Origin of the sequence: Nitratifractor salsuginis DSM 16511 (assembly GCF_000186245.1) — a bacterium.
GTDB lineage: Bacteria > Campylobacterota > Campylobacteria > Campylobacterales > Sulfurovaceae > Nitratifractor > Nitratifractor salsuginis.
The window spans coordinates 338659-361004 of record NC_014935.1 but is presented as its reverse complement, the minus strand read 5'-3'; the positions used below and the strand labels follow the sequence as shown (position 1 = coordinate 361004).

Here is a 22346-nt window from a genome sequence, read left to right as displayed (position 1 = left end):
TCTGGTTATAAATATTGTTTTTCGTTCAAGTGATTTCAGTGTAGCGAAGGGGGGCTGAAAGAGGCGTTAGCCCCGAAGATCAGCCGGAAATCTCCTCATATCTCTCAGGATCGAAGCCGACGATCACTCTGCCGTCCTCCAGCTCAATCACCGGCCGCTTGATCAGCAGATTCTCTTTGCAAAGCCACTCCCGCATCCCCGCTTCGTCGAGATCGAGCTCCTTGAGCTTGAGCATCCGGTATTTGGTCCCCCGTTTGTTGAAAAGGGTATTGATGTCAACCTTCTGAAGCCACTCGTCGATCTTTTCACAACCGACCGGAGTCTTTTTGAAGTCAACAAATTCAAACTCCACGCCTTTCTCTTTGAGAAATTTTAACGCCTTGCGCACGGTGTCACAGGTTTTGATTCCATAAACTTTGATCATTTTTATCTCCGTTGGGGAATTGTGTTACGTGTTATGTGTTACGTGCTAAGAAATGAACACTAATTTCTCATTTCTGTCTTCTATTTTCTCATTAAAAACGACTTTGGAGGTCCACTTACCGGTGACGGGATCGTACTCTCTGAAGCCGAAGGGGACTTGGAATTCCGGGTTACTGTCTCTTAGGATATTACCATAGCTGTCGTAGCGGATGGCTTTGACGAGTCGGAGTCTCCTGTCCGTGACGGCTCTGAGGCTGCCGACCTGGTCGTAGTGCAGATAATACTTCTTGCCGTTGGCGTCTCTCATCGCCACGGGCATACGCTCTCCGGCGTATTCGAAGCGTTGTACCAAGTTGTCATCTTTATCATAAACAGCAAGAAGTGTAGTAAGATCTGCCCAAAGATATTTTTGAGTAATTGTGCCGTTGACCTCTTTGGCGATCCGGCGGTTGAGGGGGTCAAGAAGGTAGTGAATTCGCGTGCCGTCGGGCAGGTCTGCCTCCGTAAGGGCCCCCAGAGTGTTGTAGGTATAAGTCGTCGTTCCCTGCGGCGTGGTCTTTTCTATGAGGTAACCGTCTTCATCGTATCGGTAGGTATTATCCCCATAAACCTGCAGAGCGTCATCGAGGGTAGTGCTGCCCTCATAGTGTTTGCCGTAGAGGGTCGCGCTTTTTCTGTTGCCGTTGGCGTCATAGGTATAGGATTCGACTACCCGAAGTCCTTTTCTCACTTTGGTGAGCCGGCCCCGCTTGTCATAGCGGTAGAAATAGAATCCGAAGCGGCCGTGAAGCTGCTCGAATTTGAAGATGATTTGTCCGGCTTGGTTACGCACGAGCCTGAGTTTCAGGGTCCTATCCCGGCTGGAGCTAAGTTCCCCGTAACCGTTAAAATCCTTTTTGAGGGTATAGCGGCCGTCTGTGATCTTCAGGCGCAGCCTCTTTTTCCCTTTACGCGTTATTGTGAAGTCGCCGCTGTGAACCAGGGCGCCGTCGGGGTCATACTCCAGCGCGGTGCTTCGGCCCGCGTACGAAATCTCCACGGGTAAAAATCGCTCATCGTAGCGGTACTTGATCGTTTGGCTCAGGGTACCGCCGAGGCTGACTTCAAGAGGAAGGACCCCGTCATAGCGGAGATCGATCCGCTCATTGCCGCGGACGACGCTTCGGGGATAATCGGCGCAGGCGTAGGCATAGACGGTGCTCCCTTCGGGGGTCTCGATGGACTCCAGGCGGCCGCCGGCATAACGCAAATTGATCGTTTTGCCGCTGGGCTATTGCGATTAGGTCCCCTTTTCTGGATGAAAATATAAATTTTAATCCCTAATAATTTCTAAAGCTGTTTCTGCCCAATCCCTTAAATTTGCATCATCGGATTCAAAAATAATATGTTTAATAGTATCTTCAACTTTTTTATTTCCCGGTTGTGATGACAGCGTCAACAATGCCGCAATTGCAACATCCTTATTCTCATCTTTTGTATATTCAATAATTTTTGATAATAGTTTTTCATCTATTTTGCACTTTGCCAATGAACATAGATGTGAAAGTGCATACAATGCTGATGCAATAGCCTTTTTGTCATTACTTGTATTTACGATATTTTCTAACAAGGGAAATGATTCACGCCAAAATGGCATATTCGGCGTACCTAATTGCCCAAGAATGTAGGTTCCAAGTTCTATCTTGTCTGCCTGATTACTTTCAATCATTTCTTTTGCAATATCAAAGCTTTTTTTTGTCGGATATTTTGTTTGTATTGTTTGAGCAGCAAGTGTACGTACTCTATAATCTTTGTCATTTAAGAATTGATACACATCATTTTCATCGCTACACATCATTCCTCTTGCCGCAAGAATGTCATAACTATCGTCACTACTAAGATATATCATTTTTTACACCGATCCTTACTATTTCTTGAATGTCTACAACCCCAAGTTTTTCTGTTCTTTTTACTTGTGCCTTTGACCATCTATAAGCATTTTCTTTTAACCAGTCACATCTATTTTTCCCACCACTTCCTTCTCTTTGTAATGCTTGGGTTATGGCCGTATCGGCAACATTACCTTTCGCTGCCATTTCCCACCAATGTGGTCCATTCCACCAATTTACTATAGCTTGTCCGATATGAGACTGCTGTGCTTCATAGATTGCTAATGTAGCTGTAAATGCAAAATAAGTTATTAATACAAAATCATCAACTCCAGCAATTGTACCCTCAGGGTCCACCAAATTCACCGGATCCCCCAGCACATACCCATAGAGGTTACTGTCCCCTCCTCCGAAGAGGAGCGGGTCTTTGGAGGTCCATTTGCCGGTGAAGGGATCGTACTCTCTGAAGCCGAAGTGGACAAGCTTCGTATCTCTGTCATAGAGCCCTCCGGCGAAGCCGAAGGGGACTTTAAATCCCGGGTTACTGTCTTTTAGGATATTACCATAGCTGTCGTAGCGGATCGCTTTGACGAGTCGGTGTCTCCTGTCCGTGACGGCTCTGAGGCTGCCGACCTGGTCGTAGTGCAGGTTGTACTTTTCGCCATTGCTGTCTGTTATGGTAAACATTCAACGTCTGACTCCCTCTGACGTATTTTCAACCTTGCAAGCATCGCCAGTATTTTATAATTATAGAAGGTAAGTCAAAGCAGACAGCATAAATACCTATTGCTGCCATCAATCCAAAAAAAAGCACATTCGTAAAAGGATTATTTGAAGGCGTCCCTCCATACTTGAAAAAGAACCCCTTTTTCATCCCAAAGATGAAATGTTGTATAGTAATGACAATAGCCAATATGGCGCCAAATAAAAAGAATAAGAATCCAAAGATGAAGCCGATAAATCCTGTCCAGGTACATTCATGCATTATCAATCACCAACTACCAGAGAAACCGGAACCTATAACAGCCCCAATAGCTGCACCGGCATTTTCATAATTCCCTATCGGTCCATACCATTCTATGGTATGGTATTTAATGTTTGTAATCACTGGAGTTGCGCGGCTGTAATCTTTTGTAATGACCCCTCCCTTTCTGCACACCTAAGCCGCTAAACGAAACACCTCTGCCGGTGTTTTGTAATGCAGCACCGAATGTTCACGTTTCCGGTTATAAAATCCAATCCAGTCTCCAATGATCTCATAAGCCTCTTTTCCGTACTGTCACTCCTGCATCTCCTACATTATACATTGTGCAGTCGGACCATGGTCAATATAGCCATAAAGAAATTATTAAATATAATATATAAATAGATATTGCGAAAACGATTAAAAAAGAAAAACAATAATTAATCCTCCAAAAACTATACTGTAAATCCCCTTCAGCTTCTTCAAATATCATAAATCCTTGGACTAATCCAAGAATAGATATTATAAATATAACAAACAAAACAAATGATTTTAAAAATATATTCGAATGCAAGATAAATCCAGCATTATATATGGCAAATACAATAAAAGTCATTGATAAAAACACCAACTTCATCCAATGCGGACGAAGGTTTTTTTTTAAATGAGTAATTTTTTTATTTTCACCAATTTTTATGAGTATAGAAATAATTTTTTTGCACATCATACGATCCATAATTCAAAGTGGGCATGAAATAACCAAACAGGCTTCAATACCAGCACCGATATCCAATCCTCCCCCGAAAGGCAAATCCCCAATTACACTGCTCCCCCCTGAACCATATGATATACTACCTCCAAATCCTTCTATCCCAAAGTGCAAATCCCCTCCAATTCCCAAGCTCCAATCGTATGTACACTTTTTCGGCTCTCCGTCACAATCTTTGCCATATGTGCCGCTAGGATCGATACCCGCATTTCCTTCTAGACCAACATTGAATCCAATACCCAGGCCGACCCTCCCGCAAATGGTTGTTATTTTAAAGCATCCATTAGAACTACAGTTGATATGGAAATGGACGTTCGCTCCACCAAAGCCGGCCATAAATCCGGCACCTGCTCCTCCCCCGGAGTTGACATCGGTCAAACCCCACGGATCCACCAAATTAACCGGATCCCCCAGCACATACCCGTAGAGGTTGCTGTCCCCTCCTCCGAAGAGGAGCGGGTCTTTGGAGGTCCATTTGCCGGTGAAGGGATCGTACTCTCTGAAGCCGAAGTGGACAAGCTTCGTATCTCTGTCATAGAGCCCTCCGGCGAAGCCGAAGGGGACTTGGAATCTTGGGTTACTGTCTCTTAGGATATTACCATAGCTGTCGTAGCGGATCGCTTTGACGAGTCGGTGTCTGCTGTCCGTGACGGCTCTGAGGCTGCCGACCTGGTCGTAGTGCAGATAATACTTCTTGCCGTTGGCGTCTCTCATCGCCACGGGCATACGCTCTCCGGCGTATTCGAAGCGTTGGAGCAGACGGTCCTCTCGGTCATAGACGGCCAGGAGGGTTACACTCTTGTCGTCAGACATCCATATTGCTGACCCATATCCCGATTTTATTTATTACTTTAAAAAATCCGAAACATTCACCTCTTTAATCGGCAATCCATCTTTAAGCGAATAAATCTCTAAACTGATCTTTTTGCACCCCTTTTTATCTGGTAGATTATTATAATAAGTATATTTTTTGTCATCGCTATAACACCTATACCGTACATCGCTTTCTAAAATATAATCTATTTCAGAAGGAGACAATATCTCATCTTTATTTATATCAATATCATTAAATTTTACAAATTTATACTTGAAGATAGCTAAGATAAAAAATAGCGAATAAACAAAAATCGCTATTAAAAAAATACTAAGAATCCTCCTCATTGATATTTCATCCTCTTACGTATATATGTGGGGTTTCTCCCGATGCCTGTATGAATCAATTCTAAGTACAAAGCCATTGGAACAGTTTGAGGATCAAAATCAAATCCGAGGTTCCTCAATCCCTTGTTTATCGGGTCAGTACATACATTACCCGGGAACCAATAACTATTATTATTGCTATAATTTTTTAAATATTTAGCAAATACCTTTTCTTGTGCAGTTGTTAATGGTAATGTTAGACGGATTCCATTTCTAAAATTGGTCTGAATTTTAATATAATTATCTAAATTTCTAATATCCATACCTTTCGGTCCCCAAGAATATGAAATATTGTTAATTCCTATGGAAACATGTCCAAATGCAGATTCTCCATATCCTACACCTTCCCATATATAAAGCTCTGTCAATAACCCCATCGGATCCACCAAATTAACCGGATCCCCCAGCACATACCCGTAGAGGTTGCTGTCTCCACCAGCAAAGCCAATTGGGTCTTTTGCTGTCCATTTGCCGGTGAAGGGGTCATACTCTCTGAAGCCGAAGTGGACAAGCCTCGTATCTCTGTCATAGAGCCCTCCGGCGAAGCCGAAGGGGACTTTAAATCCTGGGTTACTGTCTCTTAGGATATTACCATAGCTATCGTAGCGGATCGCTTTGACGAGTCGATGTCTCCTGTCCGTGACGGCTCTGAGGCTGCCGACCTGGTCGTAGTGCAGGTAATACTTCTTGCCGTTGGCGTCTGTTATAGTAAATGTTCAACGTCTGGACCCTATTTACGGGAAGAGCAGTTTTTCGGGGGGATTACCCTATCAACACTTTTTTAAAAATATTCCCAATATTGATAACAATATCACAGCAAGCGATATATAAAAGATAAAACCTGATATTTTTGCAACCAATATTAGTCTTTTATCGATAATATCGAATACACTATCATTGTGATACAATTTATCTTCAAATCGGATAAAGTTTAGTGGCCCCATTCCATATGTTCGATTAAATTTATTAGGATTTCCGTATCCTGGAAATATATCCGTCATCTTTTCTTGATAAAATTTTTCTAATTTGTATCCTATAAGCATTCTTGATATTGCATATATCAACATTGATAAGAATGTACAACTAAAAACTATAATTAAAAAGAGGATACATTTTTGTAGTAGCATATTAGTATTCCCATATCGTCTTTGTATGTGTACCGTAAAAACCATAACCAAAAGGAATACCAAGATTTAATCCAAAACCTATGCCACCATAATATCCATTGTAGCCGTTACCACCAAATGCACCACCCTCCAAATCTAAAATAATTCGTCCATCAGCACCATGCTGATAACCATAACCTGTTAAATCTTGTACACATTCTGCATTTGACCATTCAAGATCAATCGTTCCTCCAAACCCCAAACCTGCGTATCCTCCGGCTCCTTTGATCCACTGTATTTGAAAATTCCAATGTCCATCGAAGACAAAATTCAGTCCCGTTATAACTCCGGCTCCACCACCCCAACCAAAGTTAAATGAGATTCCAAAAGTCCAAAGACCTATCGGGTCAAACCCACCAACCGGATCCCCCAGCACATACCCATAGAGGTTACTGTCCCCTCCTCCGAAGAGGAGCGGGTCTTTGGAGGTCCACTTGCCGGTGAAGGGGTCATACTCTCTGAAGCCGAAGTGTGTTAACTCCGTATCAGAGTCGTAAAGACCTCCGGCGAAGCCGAAGGGGACTTTAAATCCCGGGTTACTGTCTTTTAGGATATTACCATAGCTGTCGTAGCGGATCGCTTTGACGAGTCGGTGTCTCCTGTCCGTGACGGCTCTGAGGCTGCCGACCTGGTCGTAGTGCAGATAATACTTCTTGCCATTGCTGTCTGTTATGGTAAATATTCAACGTCTGACTCCTATTTACGGGAAGAGTGGTTTTTCGGGGGGATTACCCTATGGCGACTAAGATTCTTGGATTATGTGATATATTAGGTTTGATTGGTATCGTAATTGCATAAAACACTAAATCTTATTACAAAATCTTTTAAAGTCATATCCAAAATTGTATGCAATAATTCTTCATCATCGATTTTCTCTTTACCAAACAACTTAGTATTGAGTGCATGAAGATTTATATCCTTGTTTATTTCTATGTATTTTTGATATTGCCTGTCTATAAAATACAACAAATCATAAACAGCATGCGAACAGTAATGATTATTATGCCTAAAAAGAAATTTATTTAAGGTAATATTTATATTTTTTATGGAAAGACAAAATATATTATAGATTTTTTTATCCAACAGATATGGGAGTTTTTCACAATTCAAGTATTTTGATAGATTGTCAAGAAAGTGTTTTTGCTTTTTTGATAATAGATTATATTCCTCGGGAATATAACTAATATCTTTTTTGCAGATTTCCGCAAAATGCTTTTCAATTTCCGACATCCAATCTCGTACACTAGTATATTTCAATCTGTCATAAATAAGTGCAAAGATCACAACGGTGAAAATGAGTATTAGATATATCATTTCAGACTACTACAATAACCGTTACATTTTAATGAACAATTCGCCAAAGCACCCAAAAAATACCCTGTTGAAAAAGCCCCGATACCAATGGCAATAGTTCCCAATTTTCCTATGGGTTTTCCTCTCGTAATGGCTCCTCCTCTTGGTTTTAACCCAAATCTTCTATCCACACTAGTCCATGGAGAAGCATTAGGACTTCTCCTTCGCGCACTTGCGAATTCTGATGGCGTTTTTAAATTTGCAAGTGGGGACAAGGAGCCCAAATATATCCATGAACCGGGATAATTTAATAAACATTTGCTTATACAGTCTGTTCCTCTTGGATCCACCAGATCCACCGGATCCCCCAGCACATACCCATAGAGGTTACTGTCCCCTCCTCCGAAGAGGAGCGGGTCTTTGGAGGTCCATTTGCCGGTGAAGGGATCGTACTCTCTGAAGCCGAAGTGGACAAGCTTCGTATCTCTGTCATAGAGCCCTCCGGCGAAGCCGAAGGGGACTTTAAATCCCGGGTTACTGTCTTTTAGGATATTACCATAGCTGTCGTAGCGGATCGCTTTGACGAGTCGGTGTCTCCTGTCCGTGACGGCTCTGAGGCTGCCGACCTGGTCGTAGTGCAGGTAATACTTTGTACCGTTCGTGTCCATTATAGTAAATGATCCCTATTCAGATTTAGACCTGAATTTTGGGGAAAATCAATTATCATACCATATTGTTATCTTGCCTTGCTTCTTTACCAAGTAATCGCTGTAAATAATAACGCAATAATAAAAAAAAGAATACCCATCACTAATATATATTTTACATAATCATTCTCTATTCTAAAATAATTAATAAAACCTCTCCTAGCATATCCATAAATTACTGTCATGAAAAACATAAATAACATATACTTTATAAAGGGTTTTGTCGTCTCAAAATTTGCAAAAATTAAAATCAAAAATATTTCAATCCAAATAAAAAAAGCAAATTTCTTATCTGAGGTTTTCATTTTTTTCATGATTAAATAATTACAATGGACATGTAATAATCAGACAAGCTTCAATACCACCGCCAATATCCAAACCATAACCGGTTTCAGGAATTCCCAAATCCAATATTGCACTTCCGCCCGAAGAGCCGTATCCAATACTACCTCCTGTGCCAAAAGCTCCAAAGTGCAAATCCCCTCCAATTCCCAAGCTCCAATCGTATGTACACTTTTTCGGCTCTCCGTCACAATCTTTGCCATATGTGCCGTTAGGATCGATACCCGCATTTCCTTCTAGACCAACATTGAATCCAATACCCAGGCCGACTCTCCCGCAAATGGTTGTTACTTTAAAGCATCCATTAGAACTACAGTTGATATGGAAATGGACGTTCGCTCCACCAAAGCCGGCCATAAATCCGGCACCTCCTCCTCCCCCGGAGTTGACATCGGTCAAACCCCACGGATCCACCAAATTAACCGGATCCCCCAGCACATACCCATAGAGGTTGCTGTCCCCTCCTCCGAAGAGGAGCGGATCTTTGGCAGTCCATTTGCCTGTGAAGGCATCATACTCTCTAAATCCAAAGTGTGTTAATTTGGTATCAGAGTCGTAAAGACCTCCGGCGAAGCCGAAGGGGACTTTGAATCTTGGGTTACTGTCTCTTAGGATATTACCATAGCTGTCGTAGCGGATCGCTTTGACGAGTCGGTGTCTTCTGTCCGTGACGGCTCTGAGGCTGCCGACCTGGTCGTAGTGCAGGTAATACTTCTTGCCGTTGGCGTCTCTCATCGCCACGGGCATACGCTCTCCGGCGTATTCGAAGCGTTGGAGCAGACGGTCCTCTGCATCATAGACGGCCAGGAGGGTTACGAGGTCTTAAGGTCTTTAGATATTTTTTGAAGATGCCTACGATTACGATCACTTCGTAGCCCCATCTTATAAAGGGAAAACGCCAAATAAATTATATATCTTATCACTTTCCATTTTTAGTTCCGGGAATTTTTTGAACAATGGTGTTAAGAGATTTATAATTATATTTTTTGACTGCTCGATTACAGCTTTAGAAATTCTACTTTCGTCAGCTTTGACTATGTCTGGCACTAGTCTTCCCCCAAGGTCATTGTAGGCACTTGTGATTAAATATGAAATTATTCTAGCTTCTTCAATTGAATCAATGTATTTTATCTTTCTGGCATTCCCATTTTTTGAAATTTTTAGATTTTCGAATATCATTTTTGTGTCATTCTCTATTTCAGGCGACTCATTCCATATTTGATAAAGTATTTCGTAACTTATTCTGGCGGATATCTCTAATATATCTTTTTTTAATTTTGCTACCAAGTCATCAACATCAGATCCCTTATCAAAGGAAAATACCGAAGCAAGAAACATTAACTTTTGATAGCTTGAATACGCAGAAAAAGCAATAATTTTCTGCTTCTGTCTACTTGTCAATCCTCTCTGCATGCTTTTTCCTCTTCACATTCACTAACACATTTATTAAATTCATCTGCACCATATCTTTCCAACAGATAAAGACATTGCTCGATACAATCATTTCGTTTGTTACTATTCTTTTTTGCTTCTTTTTCCTTGGTTTGTGTGTTCTTGTTAATGAGATCATCTAATTGTTTATTGAGCCAATCAGGTAAATAACTATTTGCCTGATTCACGAGATTTCGTGCATGTGGGATAGCTTCATATATTGCCCACGCTCCTAAAAATGCAATACCTACAATTACAATATCATCAACAACAGCAACTTTTCCACTTGGATCCACCAAATCCACCGGATCCCCCAGCACATACCCGTAGAGGTTGCTGTCCCCTCCTCCGAAGAGGAGCGGGTCTTTTGCTGTCCACTTGCCGGTGAAGGCATCGTACTCTCTGAAGCCGAAGTGTGTTAACTCCGTATCAGAGTCGTAAAGCCCTCCGGCGAAGCCGAAGGGGACTTTAAATCCCGGGTTACTGTCTCTTAGGATATTACCATAGCTGTCGTAGCGGATCGCTTTGACGAGTCGGTGTCTGCTGTCCGTGACGGCTCTGAGACTGCCGACCTGGTCGTAGTGCAGATAATACTTCTTGCCGTTGGCGTCTCTCATCGCCACGGGCATACGCTCTCCGGCGTATTCGAAGCGTTGTACCAAGTTGTCATCTTTATCATAAACAGCAAGAAGTGTAGTAAGATCTGCCCAAAGATATTTTTGAGTAATTGTACCGTTGACCTCTTTGGCGATCCGGCGGTTGAGGGGGTCAAGAAGGTAGTGAATTCGCGTGCCGTCGGGCAGGTCTGCCTCCGTAAGGGCCCCCAGAGTGTTGTAGGTATAAGTCGTCGTTCCCTGCGGCGTGGTCTTTTCTATGAGGTAACCGTCTTCATCGTATCGGTAAGTATTATCCCCATAGACCTGCAGAGCGTCATCAAGGGTGGTGCTGCCTTCATAGTGTTTGCCGTAGAGGGTCGCGCTTTTTCTGTTGCCGTTGGCGTCATAGGTATAGGATTCGACTACCCGAAGTCCTTTTCTCACTTTGGTGAGCCGGCCCCGCTTGTCGTAGCGGTAGAAATAGAATCCGAAGCGGCCGTGAAGCTGCTCGAATTTGAAGATGATTTGACCGGCTTGGTTACGCACGAGCCCGAGTTTCAGGGTCCCATCCCGGCTGGAGCTAAGTTCCCCGTAACCGTTAAAATCCTTTTTGAGGGTATAGCGGCCGTCTGTGATCTTCAGGCGCAGCCTCTTTTTCCCCTTACGCGTTATTGTGAAGTCGCCGCTGTGAACCAGGGCGCCGTCGGGGTCATACTCCAGCGCGGTGCTTCGGCCCGCGTACGAAATCTCCACGGGCAGGAAGCGCCCATCGTAGCGGTACTTGATCGTTTGGCTCAGGGTACCGCCGAGGCTGACTTCAAGAGGAAGGACCCCGTCATAGCGGAGATCGATCCGCTCATTGCCGCGGACGATGCTTCGGGGGTGATCGGAGCAGGCGTAGGCATAGACGGTGCTCCCTTCGGGGGTCTCGATAGACTCCAGGCGGCCGCCGGCATAACGCAAATCGATCGTTTTGCCGCTGGGCTTATCAATGCCGATGACCCGGCGCTGCTTGTCGTAGCGGTAGGTTGTGCTTCGTTGCTCGGGGTCGGTATAGCCGACGGGTCGGTTGACGCCGTTGTAGGCGAAGTGATGCTCCGCAGAGGTGGGGACGGTCCGGGTGAGGAGATTGCCGTTGGCGTCATAGCTAAAAGATTCGCTTGAGCCATCCGGATAGTGGATCTCCGTCACCCGCCCCCGCAGGTCGTAAACGTAGCGGGTGATTCGGCCCAGCGGGTCGGTGACGCTCTCAAGGTTACCCCGATCATCGTAGCGGTAGCGGATACGGCGGCTGCCGATCTTCTCTTCGATGACTCTTCCCGCCTTGTCATAACGGTAACGGATTGCTTTGAGCCCCCAGGGTTTTATGCGCCGCACTTTGCGCATCGCAGCATCATAATCGATTTCGCTGTGTTTACCCGAGGCTGATTTGATCTTGACGCGGTGGTGCCGGTAATCGGTCGTGAGTGTCGAAGTCCCCAGCGGGGTGCCAAGTGTCCGGGTGCGCCCGAGCAGCCGGTTTCCTTGGCTATCGTAGCTGTATCGTGTCTCGAAACGCTCCGTGTAATTCAAACCCGACGGGGTGCTTAGCGCGCGCTGTTTGAGCTCTCGGCGGTGGGTCAAGGGGTCTTTGTAGAGGGAGCCGTCACTCTTTTGCCTAAAGAGGCTACGGCTTTGCATCCCACAGCTATCCTCGAGCCTGTCTTCACGCTCATCCAACGATCCGCCGTAGGAGATGCGCTCCCCGCTGGGTAGCGTAACAGTAGAGTGCAGCCAACCGTTATTGAGCAGCTCCTCGGCATAGGTCACGGTATCGCCGGCGGCCCGGGTGACGGTGCGCCGAATCCCATCGGGGCCATACTCCGTTGCGAAGTCCCACTCCCCCTGCTCGGCATCGACCACCTTGACAATTCGACCCGCCTCGTCATAATAATGCTCAAAGCTGTTGCCGTTGGGATCGATCTCTTCGGTCATCCGGTGTCGGTCATACACAAAGGCGTAGCTACTACCGTCTTCATACTGCACCTCCGCCAGGTCCCCCTGGGCGTCGATATCCAGGAGTGTTCTCTGTCCGGTGGGAGCGACGATGGCCGTAGCGATTCCGTCGCCATTATAGACGATGCGTGTCGTTTGCCGATTCGAATCGACAATCTTCACCAGATGGCCGTCCGAATCATAGAAGAGCCGATACAGAGGGGTTTGGGTATAAGCGTCACGGATCATCTCCAGGGCGCCGTCGGCATTGAAGTGCCACTCTTTCCCTCCGAGGCTCACGACCCGCCGCGTACCTTCCTGAACGGGCTTGACCGCCAGGATCACCCCGTTGCCCAGATAGAGGGTCTGATCAAACAAGCGCGCATCGATACTCAGATCCCAACCCGACCCCAAGGCGCTATGGTTTATATCGGCGCTGGAGTAGTGCAGAGTATATTCCACCCCGTCAAGGGGGATATCTTCCTGAAAGCTCTGGTTATGGGGATCGACATAGGAGTTGATCGGCTCCGAACGCTCAATAGGGCAGCGATCGGTTGTGACGACACAGCGGTAGCGTTTTTTACAGCTAAAAAGCGCCTCCTGGACCTTCCCGCCACTCTCCGAACACTGTGCGCTGCGGTCCTCTCCCTCACCCCAGGTATCGATGGTGCGTTGGTTCTGTGCCAGAGGGGGGAAATTTTTGTCTTTTTGCTCACACCGGGGGACAAAACAAGTGGTTTCTGTGCAACATTTGGTCCTCCTGGAGAAAGTTTTACCCTTATGAGCAGCACATTGTTCTATGCTCCCTGTTTCTTCTTGTGAGCACCCATTAAGGTAGTAAAGATCTGGCCTGGGTTGCCAATTTTGTGGGGCGGTGTAGTTAGAATCACTGCTGCCACATTTTTGGCAATAATAATGGTCTGCAAAATGCTCAAAGTAGTAACAGTAATTCTTTTTAGGTATATTACCTTCAGTGTAATTTTTTGAAATATTTCTATGGTTTCCCCCATCTCTATTAGTCCAGTACGGTGTGGTATTAACATCCTTTAGATTTTGACTACATATAGTGCAATTTCCACTGCATGCTGCCCAAACTCCATCATAAGGCTTGGTGTGATAAGCATATCCATACACGTAGACGCGAGAAGAATGATAATATTGTTCACATAACTCTAATGCTTTTTGATAGTCGGATGCTGTAAGATATGTTAGAGTTATTATAAATAATGCAATAACCTCTACCAACCAACGCAGCTTGATCATCATCTCCTCCTTTTACAGATAACCAACACTAGCATAATGCATAGGATAGGGTCAAGAAAAAATCTATAGAAAATCTGACTAAAGGGATCCTATGAGGCAACAATGTAGGACACTTGAAAATCTTTGGGTCTGATAATTGGATTTCGGCTTAGATAACGGGATGTCGAAGGAAATGACACATTGTTACCGAAATTCCTCACTCCTCACTTGAGAAGATATCTTCTCAATCGTTCCACTCCCTCCGCCATATGCTCGATACTTCGGGTATAAGCGAAGCGAAGCTTGGTTTGGGTGCCATACTTTCCAAAGTCGACCCCCGGTGTGACGGCGATGTGGATCGCTTCCAGCAACTCCCGGCTGAAGGCGTCGCTATCCTCGGTATAGGCCGAAGCATCGCACCAGAGATAAAAGGCCCCGTCGGGATGGGCATCCACAGGCAGCAGGGGATCGAGCGCTTCATGGAGCCAATCCCGGCGTTTTTTGAAGGTTTCGCGCACCTGGGCCAAGTAATCGTAATCGAAGGCTTCCAGAGCCGCATACTGGCTCAGGGTCGGCGCGGAGATAAAGAGATTCTGGGCGATGATCTCCGCCGGTCGGATCAGGCGCTCCGGCACGATCATCCAGCCGATGCGCAGCCCCGGCATACAGAAGTATTTGGAGAAGCCATTGATGACGATCGCCTCTTGGCTGAACTCCAGGGCGGTGTGGGCCCGTTTTCCGTAGACCAGGCCGTGGTAGAGCTCATCGGAGATCAGCGCGACCCCCTCCCCTTCGCAATAGGTGGCCAAATCCCGTAAAGTCTCCGCATCATAGAGGGTTCCGGTGGGGTTGGAGGGGGAGGAGATGTGCACCGCATCGAGCCGGCTTCCCGCCAAATCCTCCGCGCGCAGAAGGTATCCGTTGCTTCGGTCCACCGGGAAAAATCGGGGTTGCACATCCACCATCGCCGCAAAGTTTGGATAGCAGGGGTAGGAAGGATCGGCCAAGCCCAAAACGCCCCCCTCTTCCAGGGTCAGCAGGTAGGCGACCAGAAAGGCATTGCTCGTGCCCGGGGTGATCAGAATGCACGCCGGATCGACCTCCACACCGTAGTCATGACGGTAGTGGGCGGCGATTTTCCTGCGAAGCTCAAAAAGTCCCATACTCTCGGTATAGGCGTAGCGGTCACTCTCCACCGCTTCAAGCAATGCCTTTTTGACGCCGGGAGGCGGGAGAAGATCGGGCTGGCCGACTTCAAAATGGATCGTATCTTCGTAATTCTGGGCCTGTCGGACCAGATCCATGACCCGAAAGGGAGTCATCTTTTCATAACGCAAGGGGATCCTTCTTAAATGTGTTACGTGCTATGTATTACGTGTTAAGAAAACTGGGGGAGCGACTTTAGTCGCTAAAATAGATTCCCAGTTGATGAGTTTTTTATTGTGCTACTGAAGTCGCATCCCCAGGTCTCGAAGGGTCGCTTAGCAGTAGCGGGCCAGGGTTCCCTCTTTGACGGTGGTATAGCTCTCTTCGCCTACCAGCTGGCGCACGATCTCCAGGGCGAAGCAGATCGCCGTGCCGGGCCCCTGAGACGTGATCACCTTCTCATCCACCACGACCATCTCATTGACCCAGTCCTGGGGACGGATCTGCTCTTCGACTCCGGGATAGCAGGTGTACTTGGGGCTGAGGACCCCCGCGACATGCAACGCATAGGGAGCGGCGCACATCGCGGCGACCCATTTGCCCTGCTCTTTGAAACTTTTGAGCAGGCTCTGGGCCAATTCATTCTCCGCCAGGCGGTTGGTCCCGCCCCAGCCGCCTGGCAGTGCGATGATGTCGTATTCATCTACCACCGCGTTGGCGAGGGGGATATCGGCCTGGACGGTAATGCCGTTGGCTCCCGTCACCAGGTCGGTAGCGAATTCACCCGGCAGGTAGGCACTATCGACCGCCACGCCGCCACGACGCAAAATATCGATAATCGTTACGCCTTCGATCTCTTCGAATCCTTCAGCCAAAGGTACCAGTGCTCGTGCCATAGTTCACTCCTTATATCGGTTGATGATCTCGGAAATATTATAACGGATTTGAGGAAATGAAGAAAAAGAAGAAATGGAGAGGTGATTTACTTCACCTTCTCCAGATATTTACCTTCGACGGTATCGACTTTGACCACGTCACCTTCGAGGATGTGAAAGGGAACCTGAACCACGGCACCGCTTTCAAGGGTGGCGGGCTTTTTCCCGCCCTGGGAATCCCCTTTGAAGTTGGGGGGCGTTTCGACCACTTTCAGCTCTACGGTCTGGGGAATCTCCACGGTAATGGGCTTGCCCTTGTGAAAGAGGATCGTCGCTTCCATCCCGTCGATCATAAAATCGAAGACTTCACCGACCTGCTCGTGGGTCAGCCCCATCTGATCGAAGGTTTCGCTGTCCATAAACTGCAGCATCTCCCCATCGTCATAGAGATACTGCATCTTTTTGTACTCCAGTTCGGGGACTTCGAATTTGTCGCCGGCGTGGACCGTCTTTTCGATCACCTTTCCGTTGGCGAGGTTACGGATCTTGATCCGGACAAAAGCCGCTCCCTTCCCGGGTTTGACGTGTTGAAATTCGATCACTTTGTAGGGGTTGCCGTCGATCTCGAGACGGGTGCCCTTTTTGATATCGCCCATGCCTATGGTTGCCATGATGACTCCTTGAAAAAATATGGGTGATTATAGCAATTTGCTCATTGCGTACCGGTTATTGTCTGAAGAAGGAAGCGCGCACTTCAGCATAGCGCTCTTACACGCCTGAAGCCTCAGCGCGTGATCGAGATGTCGTTTGGATCGTGATGGAGAGGATTGTCGTCGTCGAGTTCCATCGATTTGGCATTGTCCAGAAGCACCGGCACGAAGATCAGCGAAACGAAGACCGCCGCGACAGTCCCGGAGATCAGCGCGACCCCCAGCCCGCCGAAGATCGGGTCACTCGCCAGCAGCGCCGAACCGAGGATGATGGCGATCGCGGTCAGCATAATCGGCTTGGCCCGGGTAGCCGAAGCGACGGCAATGGCCCGGCGCTTGGGCATCCCCCTCGCTTCCATCAGAGACTTGGCGAAGTCAATCAGCAGGAGGGAGTTCCGTGAGCTGATCCCCATCAGGGCGATAAAGCCGATGAGGGAGGTGGCCGTCAGGAAAAAGGTGTCCTTAGTCACCAGATCAGCCACCCAGTGCCCGACGATGACCCCGATGATACTCAGGAAGCTTCCGATCAGTACGATGGTGGGCAAACCGTAGTTTTTGTAATAGATCACCAGTAGGAGGAAAATCAGCACCAGCGCCCCGATAAAGGCCCCGCCCAGATCCCGGAAAGTATCCAACGTCACTTTCATCTCCCCGTCCCAGCGGAGCAGATACTTCTCGCCCGTTTTGGGATCGGTCAAATGGAGATCGAACATATAGGTGGACATCCCGGGCTCTTTTTCCACCTTGTAGCCTTTTTTGGTGAAATACTTGATCATCCGCTCCCGTGCCTCGAGCAGAGGATAGACCTGGGACTCTTCGTCGGTCTCGGCCGTCACGTTGATCATCCGATGGAGATCTTTTTGCATGATGCTCGGCTTGGAATCGACCTCTTTGATGGTCACCACTTCGCTGATGGGAACCATCATCCCTTTCTTGTTCATCAGGTTCAGCTCGTTGAGCTTGCGCCGCAAAGCGTCGAGACTCTTGCTTTTAAAGAGTTTGGTGCGGGGATCCAGTATTTCGAAGATTTGGATCTGATCCGGCTCGTTCGCCGAGTTTTTATGAGCGATCGCCATCCCTTCAAACGCGAGGTAGATGATCTTGTTGACCTGATCCACGCTCAGGCCGCTTCGGGCGATCTTCTCTTTGTCGGGAATCAGTTCATATTTTTTGTAAATATCGTCTTCCATAATATCCACATCGACCAGCGTGGGAGTCTTTTTGAGGATCCCGGCCACTTCAGCGGCCAATTCACGGATCTTGGGAATATTGTGACCGGTCACTTCGACGACGATGGATGCCAGAGTCGGAGGACCGGCGGGTTGCTCGACAAATTGGATACGGGAACCGGGCACGACGCCGCTACAGGCTTTTTTTACCACCGGACGCAAGCGGTGGACCATCTCGATGGAGGTGATCTCCCGCTCGTGCTTGTCGGTGAGGTTTACGGCGATCTCGGCGACGTTCTCGGAATTCTTCATTCCCGAACCCTTTACCAGACCGGCATAGTCGAGGGGGATCCCCATACCGGCATAGATCTCCATATCGGTGATCTCAGGCTCTTTTTTAAGCTCCTCGACCACACATTGTCCCACTTGATAGGTTTGATCAATCGAACTGCCGGTCGGTGTAGTGATGTAGACCGAGAAGGTATTGTCACTCTTTCCGGGCAGCATCTTGGCCTTGACGATTTTGAAGGGCAGCATCGCCACCGAGCCCGCCAAAGCCAACAGGGTCAACAGAACCACCAAAGTCTTTTTCGATTTGTGTTCCAGAATGTTATAAACAAAATTCTCGAAGCGCTTCATCATTTCGCTCCTTCTTTCCCATCTTGCCCGTGATGGTGATGGTGGTGGGCTTTGGGCTTTTTCAAGAGTTTGAGACTGAGATAGGGGGTGAAGATATAGGCCACCACCAATGAAGCGATCAATGCCACAGGGACATTGAGGGGAATGGGCTTCATAAAGGACCCCATCATCCCCCCGACGAAGAGCATGGGGATCATCGTCATAATGATCGCCAGCGTTGCCACGTTGGTCGGAGCCCCGATCTCGTCGGTCGCTTCCACGAGGATCTCTTCCATACTGCGTTCGGGTGCGTCGTGGCTATGGAGATGACGGTGGATGTTTTCGATCACGATGATCGCCGCATCTACCAAAAGTCCCAGGGAGAGCAAAAAGGCGAAGAGGGTGATTCGGTTGATGGTCTGCCCGCTGATCCAGGCGATGAAGAGGGTCACCGCCAAAATCGCCGGTACGGTCAGCGTGACGATGATTGCTTCTTTGAAGCCCAAGGCGAAGACGAGCATGATCGCGATGATCAAAATGGTGACCAGAAGGTGATCGACCAATTCATTGACAGCATCGTTGGCCCGCTTTCCGTAATTACGCGTTACGATATAGCCGAAGCCGTATTTACGAAGCCTCTCCCGATACTGCGCCATCACTTTGAGCACATCGTCGGCGACAAAGACTGCATTGGTCCCCGCCAGCTTGGAGACGGTAAGGGTGATCTGCTCTTTGACGGGAGAGAGTTTCGCTTTTCGAATCTCTTCGGCACTCTTTCCTTTTTTGAACGCGACATAAGCGGTTTTGAAATTTTGGAAATCGATACCCCGTTCGACCGTTGCTACATCACGCAGGTAAATAGGCGATCCCATATATTGGGCGACAATAATATTCTTGACATCGTCGACGGTCTCGATGGCATTCTTCACACCAAAGATCAGGAGCTTTTTGCTTTTGGTGCGCCCTTTGACATCGGGGACGTTAACGGCGATGGATTGGATTGCCTTCATAATCTGCCCCAAGGAAAGATTGTAGGCACTGAGCTTGTTCAGGTCCACTTCGACGTTGAATTGGGGCTTGTGCTCTCCCTTGAGGGTCGTCTTGGCCACATTGTGCACGGCATTGATCCGCTGCTGCATATGCCGAACGAGGGGAAAGAGCTTTTCATAATCGGCTTTTTGCCCCTCAAGAGGGTAGAAAGCGAAGGTGAGGATGGGAATATCAATATCGATATCAAAGGGTTTGACCAGCGGCTGCATCACTCCCTTGGGCATTTTGTCCATATTCTGCATCACTTTATCGTAGAGCTTGAGGTTGGCGTCTTCTCTGCGCTCACCGATCTTGTAGACGACATTGACGATCCCCACATTGTGCATCGCAATGCCGTAAATATGGTCGATCCCTTTGATTTCACGGAGTTTGCGCTCCAGCGGGTTGACAATGACGTTTTCGATCTCCCGGGGCGTTGCTCCGGGCATCGGGGCAATGACGGCTCCTCCTGAGATAGCGATCTGGGGATCCTCCTCCCTCGGCATCACTTCCAGCGAAATGAATCCCAAGAGCAAGAGTGAAATTCCCAGAACCAGCGTCAAAGGGTTCTTGAGGAATGCCAGCGCCAGCTTTCCTGCGATATCTTTGGGCTTGTAGGAGATCATCGTCACTTATCCTCTTCGGGGATATAGACTTTGGCATACATACCGGGGAAGACGTTGGCATTCTTCTTATCGAAAGTAATTTTGATCTTGAACTTGTGAGTCATAGGATTCGACGCCGGGATAATCGCGCTGATCTTCCCTTCGGTTTGAAAACCGATGGAGGGGATCTCCACTTTGACCTTTTTGCCGATACGAATATGTTTGAGGTTGCTTTCACTGATCTGCACAAGGACTTTGAGATGCCTGAGGTCGGTGATGACCAGGGCGGGCATTCCGGGGATTTGCATATCCCCTTCGTTGAGCCTTTTGGCCACAACTACACCATCGTTGGGTGCTTTAATCGTCAAATATTTGTATTGATTAAGCACCGACTCTTTCTGTGCTTCGGCCTGCTCCACCTGTTTCTTGGCGATCTCGACCATATCTCTCATATTTTTCGCCGCCAATTCCAGCTGCTCCACTTCAAACTTGGAAACCATATCCTTCTGAAGGAGGCGCTTGTTCCGTGCCAGGTTCAACAAGACGTTGTTGAGCTGATTCTCATTCATCTGCAGGGCGAGCCGTGCCTGGGAAATAGCCAGATCGACCTGTTTGACCGCCGCTTCGATCTCTTTGGAATCGATCTCGTAGAGCACCTGCCCTTTCTTGACTCGATCCCCTTCGCTGACATTCATATCTTTGACAAAGCCCATAAAACGACTCGTGATCATCTTCTGGTTGTCGGAGATGACGGTCCCGCTGAGCTCCAGCTCACCGGAAAAAAGTGTACCGGCAATCGCCAGGACGGTAAGGATGATTTTTTTCATGAACGACCTCCCCAGTCGAGAATTTTTTCAAGTTCGAAGACTTTTTCACTGTGTTTGTTGGCGACCTGCAGATACTCCAGCAAAACCTGAAGCTCGATCGACTGTTTAATCAGCACATCGGTGATAGAAGCCAAGCCCTCTTTGTATTTCGTTTCATAAGTCTTATAAACCTGTTTGGCAAGCTCGAGCTGCTTGCGCTCGCTTTTCAAATCATATTCGAGCGAGCGAATGGAAGTTTGCAGTTTTTTGACCTGAAGGGCTATCCCCTTCTTCGCCAAAGCCACCTGGGTTGCCACTTTCATATGGCGCACCCGTGCTTTTTCCAGCTTGGCCTTGTCGCTACCGCCGTTAAAAAGGTTCATTTTGACCTGCATGCCCACGGTATAAAAGTCTTTTTTGCCGAAATCGTTCCACAAATGGTCATCGGCACTTCCGTACTCGCCAAAGGCTCCGACCATCGGGAGGAAATTAGCTTTTTCCGTCTGAATGGCATGACGTGCCACTTCGAGACCCATTTTCGCTTTCTGGATATCCAGGCTCATCCGCTCTATATCACTCTTGCTAACTCGTGGCGCATGTACGGAGAGGTTTACCTGCCGGATGGAATCCACATCGGTATCGATGAGGAAAGAGAGAAATTGAAGGGCGAGGCTCCGATTGAGTCTTGCCTGGTTGAGCATGCTGTCCACTTTGGCCAGGCGCGCTTCCACCTCCAGGACATCCGTCTTTTTGGTATACCCCTCTTTTTTCATCTCCCAAATGGTCCGCTTCAACTTTTCCATATTGTGACGAATCTTGTTTAGATTGTAGATATAACGATTGACGAGGGTAATATTATAGAAGGCTTTTTTCACCTGGAAGATCTTTTCATCTCGGAGCTTGCGCGTATCGAGCTTGCTCATCTGATACATCTTTTCGGTGATCTTCTTGTATTCGGTCAGTTTACCACCGGTATATAAAGGAACCTGATAAGTGAGTTTTGTCAAGAAATGGTTTCTTGCTTTTGGATAGTTCAAATCTTCGGGTTGACGGTGGAGGACATCCTGACAGTATGCGGGAGGATTTGCCCCCATACAGGCGAGAAAATCAGAGAAGCCAAAGTCTTCAAAGTCCGCTTCTCGGCTCTGGAGTTTGAATCCAAAGACGTTGCCGGCATCATTGGAACGCAGGGCCTGGAGACTTACCGTCAATGATCCCCAGTTTTTTCCTTCTACGACCAACTCATCGTATTTTTTCATCGTCTCTTCGAATTTCGAGACTTTGATCTCCATATTCTTTTTGTCCAAAATTTGCAAAGCCTGGTTGAGCGTTAAATGCTTCAACCCTGCGAGTGCCGGGATGCTTCCAATCAGCAATACCGAAATAGCGCGCCACATATAGTACTCCTCATTC

General features: G+C 47.4%; 21 protein-coding genes. All 21 read right to left on the bottom strand.

The window, feature by feature from the left end; translation table 11 throughout:
- Window positions 1–79 precede the first annotated feature (79 nt).
- Window positions 80–424, bottom strand: a complete 345-nt coding sequence (locus NITSA_RS01810; RefSeq protein WP_013553319.1) for an arsenate reductase family protein — start codon at window positions 422–424, stop codon at window positions 80–82.
- A gap of 45 nt (window positions 425–469) precedes the next feature.
- Window positions 470–1672, bottom strand: coding sequence for an RHS repeat domain-containing protein (locus NITSA_RS01805; RefSeq protein WP_013553318.1), 1203 nt, complete (start codon window positions 1670–1672; stop codon window positions 470–472).
- A gap of 63 nt (window positions 1673–1735) precedes the next feature.
- Complete coding sequence (locus NITSA_RS01800; RefSeq protein ID WP_013553317.1) at window positions 1736–2311, bottom strand: hypothetical protein; 576 nt, start codon at window positions 2309–2311, stop codon at window positions 1736–1738.
- Window positions 2298–2978: an RHS repeat domain-containing protein gene (locus NITSA_RS11570; RefSeq protein ID WP_013553316.1), complete on the bottom strand. Its 681-nt coding sequence runs from the start codon at window positions 2976–2978 to the stop codon at window positions 2298–2300. The genes NITSA_RS01800 and NITSA_RS11570 overlap by 14 nt, the downstream gene beginning before the upstream one ends.
- A gap of 638 nt (window positions 2979–3616) precedes the next feature.
- Window positions 3617–3991, bottom strand: a complete 375-nt coding sequence (locus NITSA_RS01790; protein ID WP_148224921.1) for a hypothetical protein — start codon at window positions 3989–3991, stop codon at window positions 3617–3619.
- 3 nt (window positions 3992–3994) lie between these two features.
- On the bottom strand, window positions 3995–4837 hold the full coding sequence (locus tag NITSA_RS01785) for an RHS repeat domain-containing protein (RefSeq protein WP_013553315.1): 843 nt from the start codon (window positions 4835–4837) through the stop codon (window positions 3995–3997).
- 344 nt (window positions 4838–5181) lie between these two features.
- Complete coding sequence (locus NITSA_RS11565; protein ID WP_013553313.1) at window positions 5182–5931, bottom strand: RHS repeat domain-containing protein; 750 nt, start codon at window positions 5929–5931, stop codon at window positions 5182–5184.
- 421 nt (window positions 5932–6352) lie between these two features.
- Window positions 6353–7063: an RHS repeat domain-containing protein gene (locus NITSA_RS11475; protein WP_013553312.1), complete on the bottom strand. Its 711-nt coding sequence runs from the start codon at window positions 7061–7063 to the stop codon at window positions 6353–6355.
- Window positions 7064–7158: 95 nt separating this feature from the next.
- Window positions 7159–7620, bottom strand: a complete 462-nt coding sequence (locus tag NITSA_RS11235; RefSeq protein ID WP_169308520.1) for a hypothetical protein — start codon at window positions 7618–7620, stop codon at window positions 7159–7161.
- An 80-nt stretch (window positions 7621–7700) separates the two neighbouring features.
- Window positions 7701–8351: an RHS repeat domain-containing protein gene (locus NITSA_RS11550; RefSeq protein ID WP_013553310.1), complete on the bottom strand. Its 651-nt coding sequence runs from the start codon at window positions 8349–8351 to the stop codon at window positions 7701–7703.
- A gap of 86 nt (window positions 8352–8437) precedes the next feature.
- Window positions 8438–8704, bottom strand: a complete 267-nt coding sequence (locus NITSA_RS01760; protein WP_148224919.1) for a hypothetical protein — start codon at window positions 8702–8704, stop codon at window positions 8438–8440.
- A gap of 10 nt (window positions 8705–8714) precedes the next feature.
- The gene (locus tag NITSA_RS10750) at window positions 8715–9539 is read right to left on the bottom strand and encodes an RHS repeat-associated core domain-containing protein (protein WP_083799737.1); all 825 of its coding nucleotides are present in this window, start codon (window positions 9537–9539) and stop codon (window positions 8715–8717) included.
- 75 nt (window positions 9540–9614) lie between these two features.
- A complete protein-coding gene (locus tag NITSA_RS01750) occupies window positions 9615–10145 on the bottom strand; it encodes a hypothetical protein (RefSeq protein WP_013553308.1) in 531 nt (176 codons plus the stop codon).
- A complete protein-coding gene (locus tag NITSA_RS10745; RefSeq protein ID WP_052296594.1) occupies window positions 10130–13195 on the bottom strand; it encodes an RHS repeat domain-containing protein in 3066 nt (1021 codons plus the stop codon). Before NITSA_RS10745 ends, NITSA_RS01750 begins: the two co-directional genes overlap by 16 nt.
- 1004 nt (window positions 13196–14199) lie before the next feature.
- Window positions 14200–15312, bottom strand: a complete 1113-nt coding sequence (locus NITSA_RS01735; RefSeq protein WP_013553306.1) for a pyridoxal phosphate-dependent aminotransferase — start codon at window positions 15310–15312, stop codon at window positions 14200–14202.
- A 144-nt stretch (window positions 15313–15456) separates the two neighbouring features.
- Entirely contained in the window at window positions 15457–16017 is a 561-nt protein-coding gene (locus NITSA_RS01730; protein WP_013553305.1) for a DJ-1 family glyoxalase III, read from the bottom strand.
- A gap of 86 nt (window positions 16018–16103) precedes the next feature.
- Window positions 16104–16667, bottom strand: coding sequence for an elongation factor P (gene efp, locus NITSA_RS01725; RefSeq protein WP_013553304.1), 564 nt, complete (start codon window positions 16665–16667; stop codon window positions 16104–16106).
- A 113-nt stretch (window positions 16668–16780) separates the two neighbouring features.
- Window positions 16781–18514 carry an efflux RND transporter permease subunit gene (locus NITSA_RS11675; RefSeq protein ID WP_013553303.1) on the bottom strand — a complete coding sequence of 578 codons (1734 nt, stop codon included), beginning with the start codon at window positions 18512–18514 and terminating at the stop codon, window positions 16781–16783.
- Window positions 18514–20148 (bottom strand): efflux RND transporter permease subunit, encoded by a 1635-nt coding sequence (locus tag NITSA_RS11670; protein WP_013553302.1) that lies wholly within the window; start codon window positions 20146–20148, stop codon window positions 18514–18516. Before NITSA_RS11670 ends, NITSA_RS11675 begins: the two co-directional genes overlap by 1 nt.
- Window positions 20149–20150: 2 nt before the next feature.
- Window positions 20151–20954 (bottom strand): efflux RND transporter periplasmic adaptor subunit, encoded by an 804-nt coding sequence (locus tag NITSA_RS01710; protein ID WP_013553301.1) that lies wholly within the window; start codon window positions 20952–20954, stop codon window positions 20151–20153.
- Window positions 20951–22330 carry a TolC family protein gene (locus NITSA_RS01705; RefSeq protein ID WP_013553300.1) on the bottom strand — a complete coding sequence of 460 codons (1380 nt, stop codon included), beginning with the start codon at window positions 22328–22330 and terminating at the stop codon, window positions 20951–20953. Before NITSA_RS01705 ends, NITSA_RS01710 begins: the two co-directional genes overlap by 4 nt.
- Window positions 22331–22346: the final 16 nt, after the last annotated feature.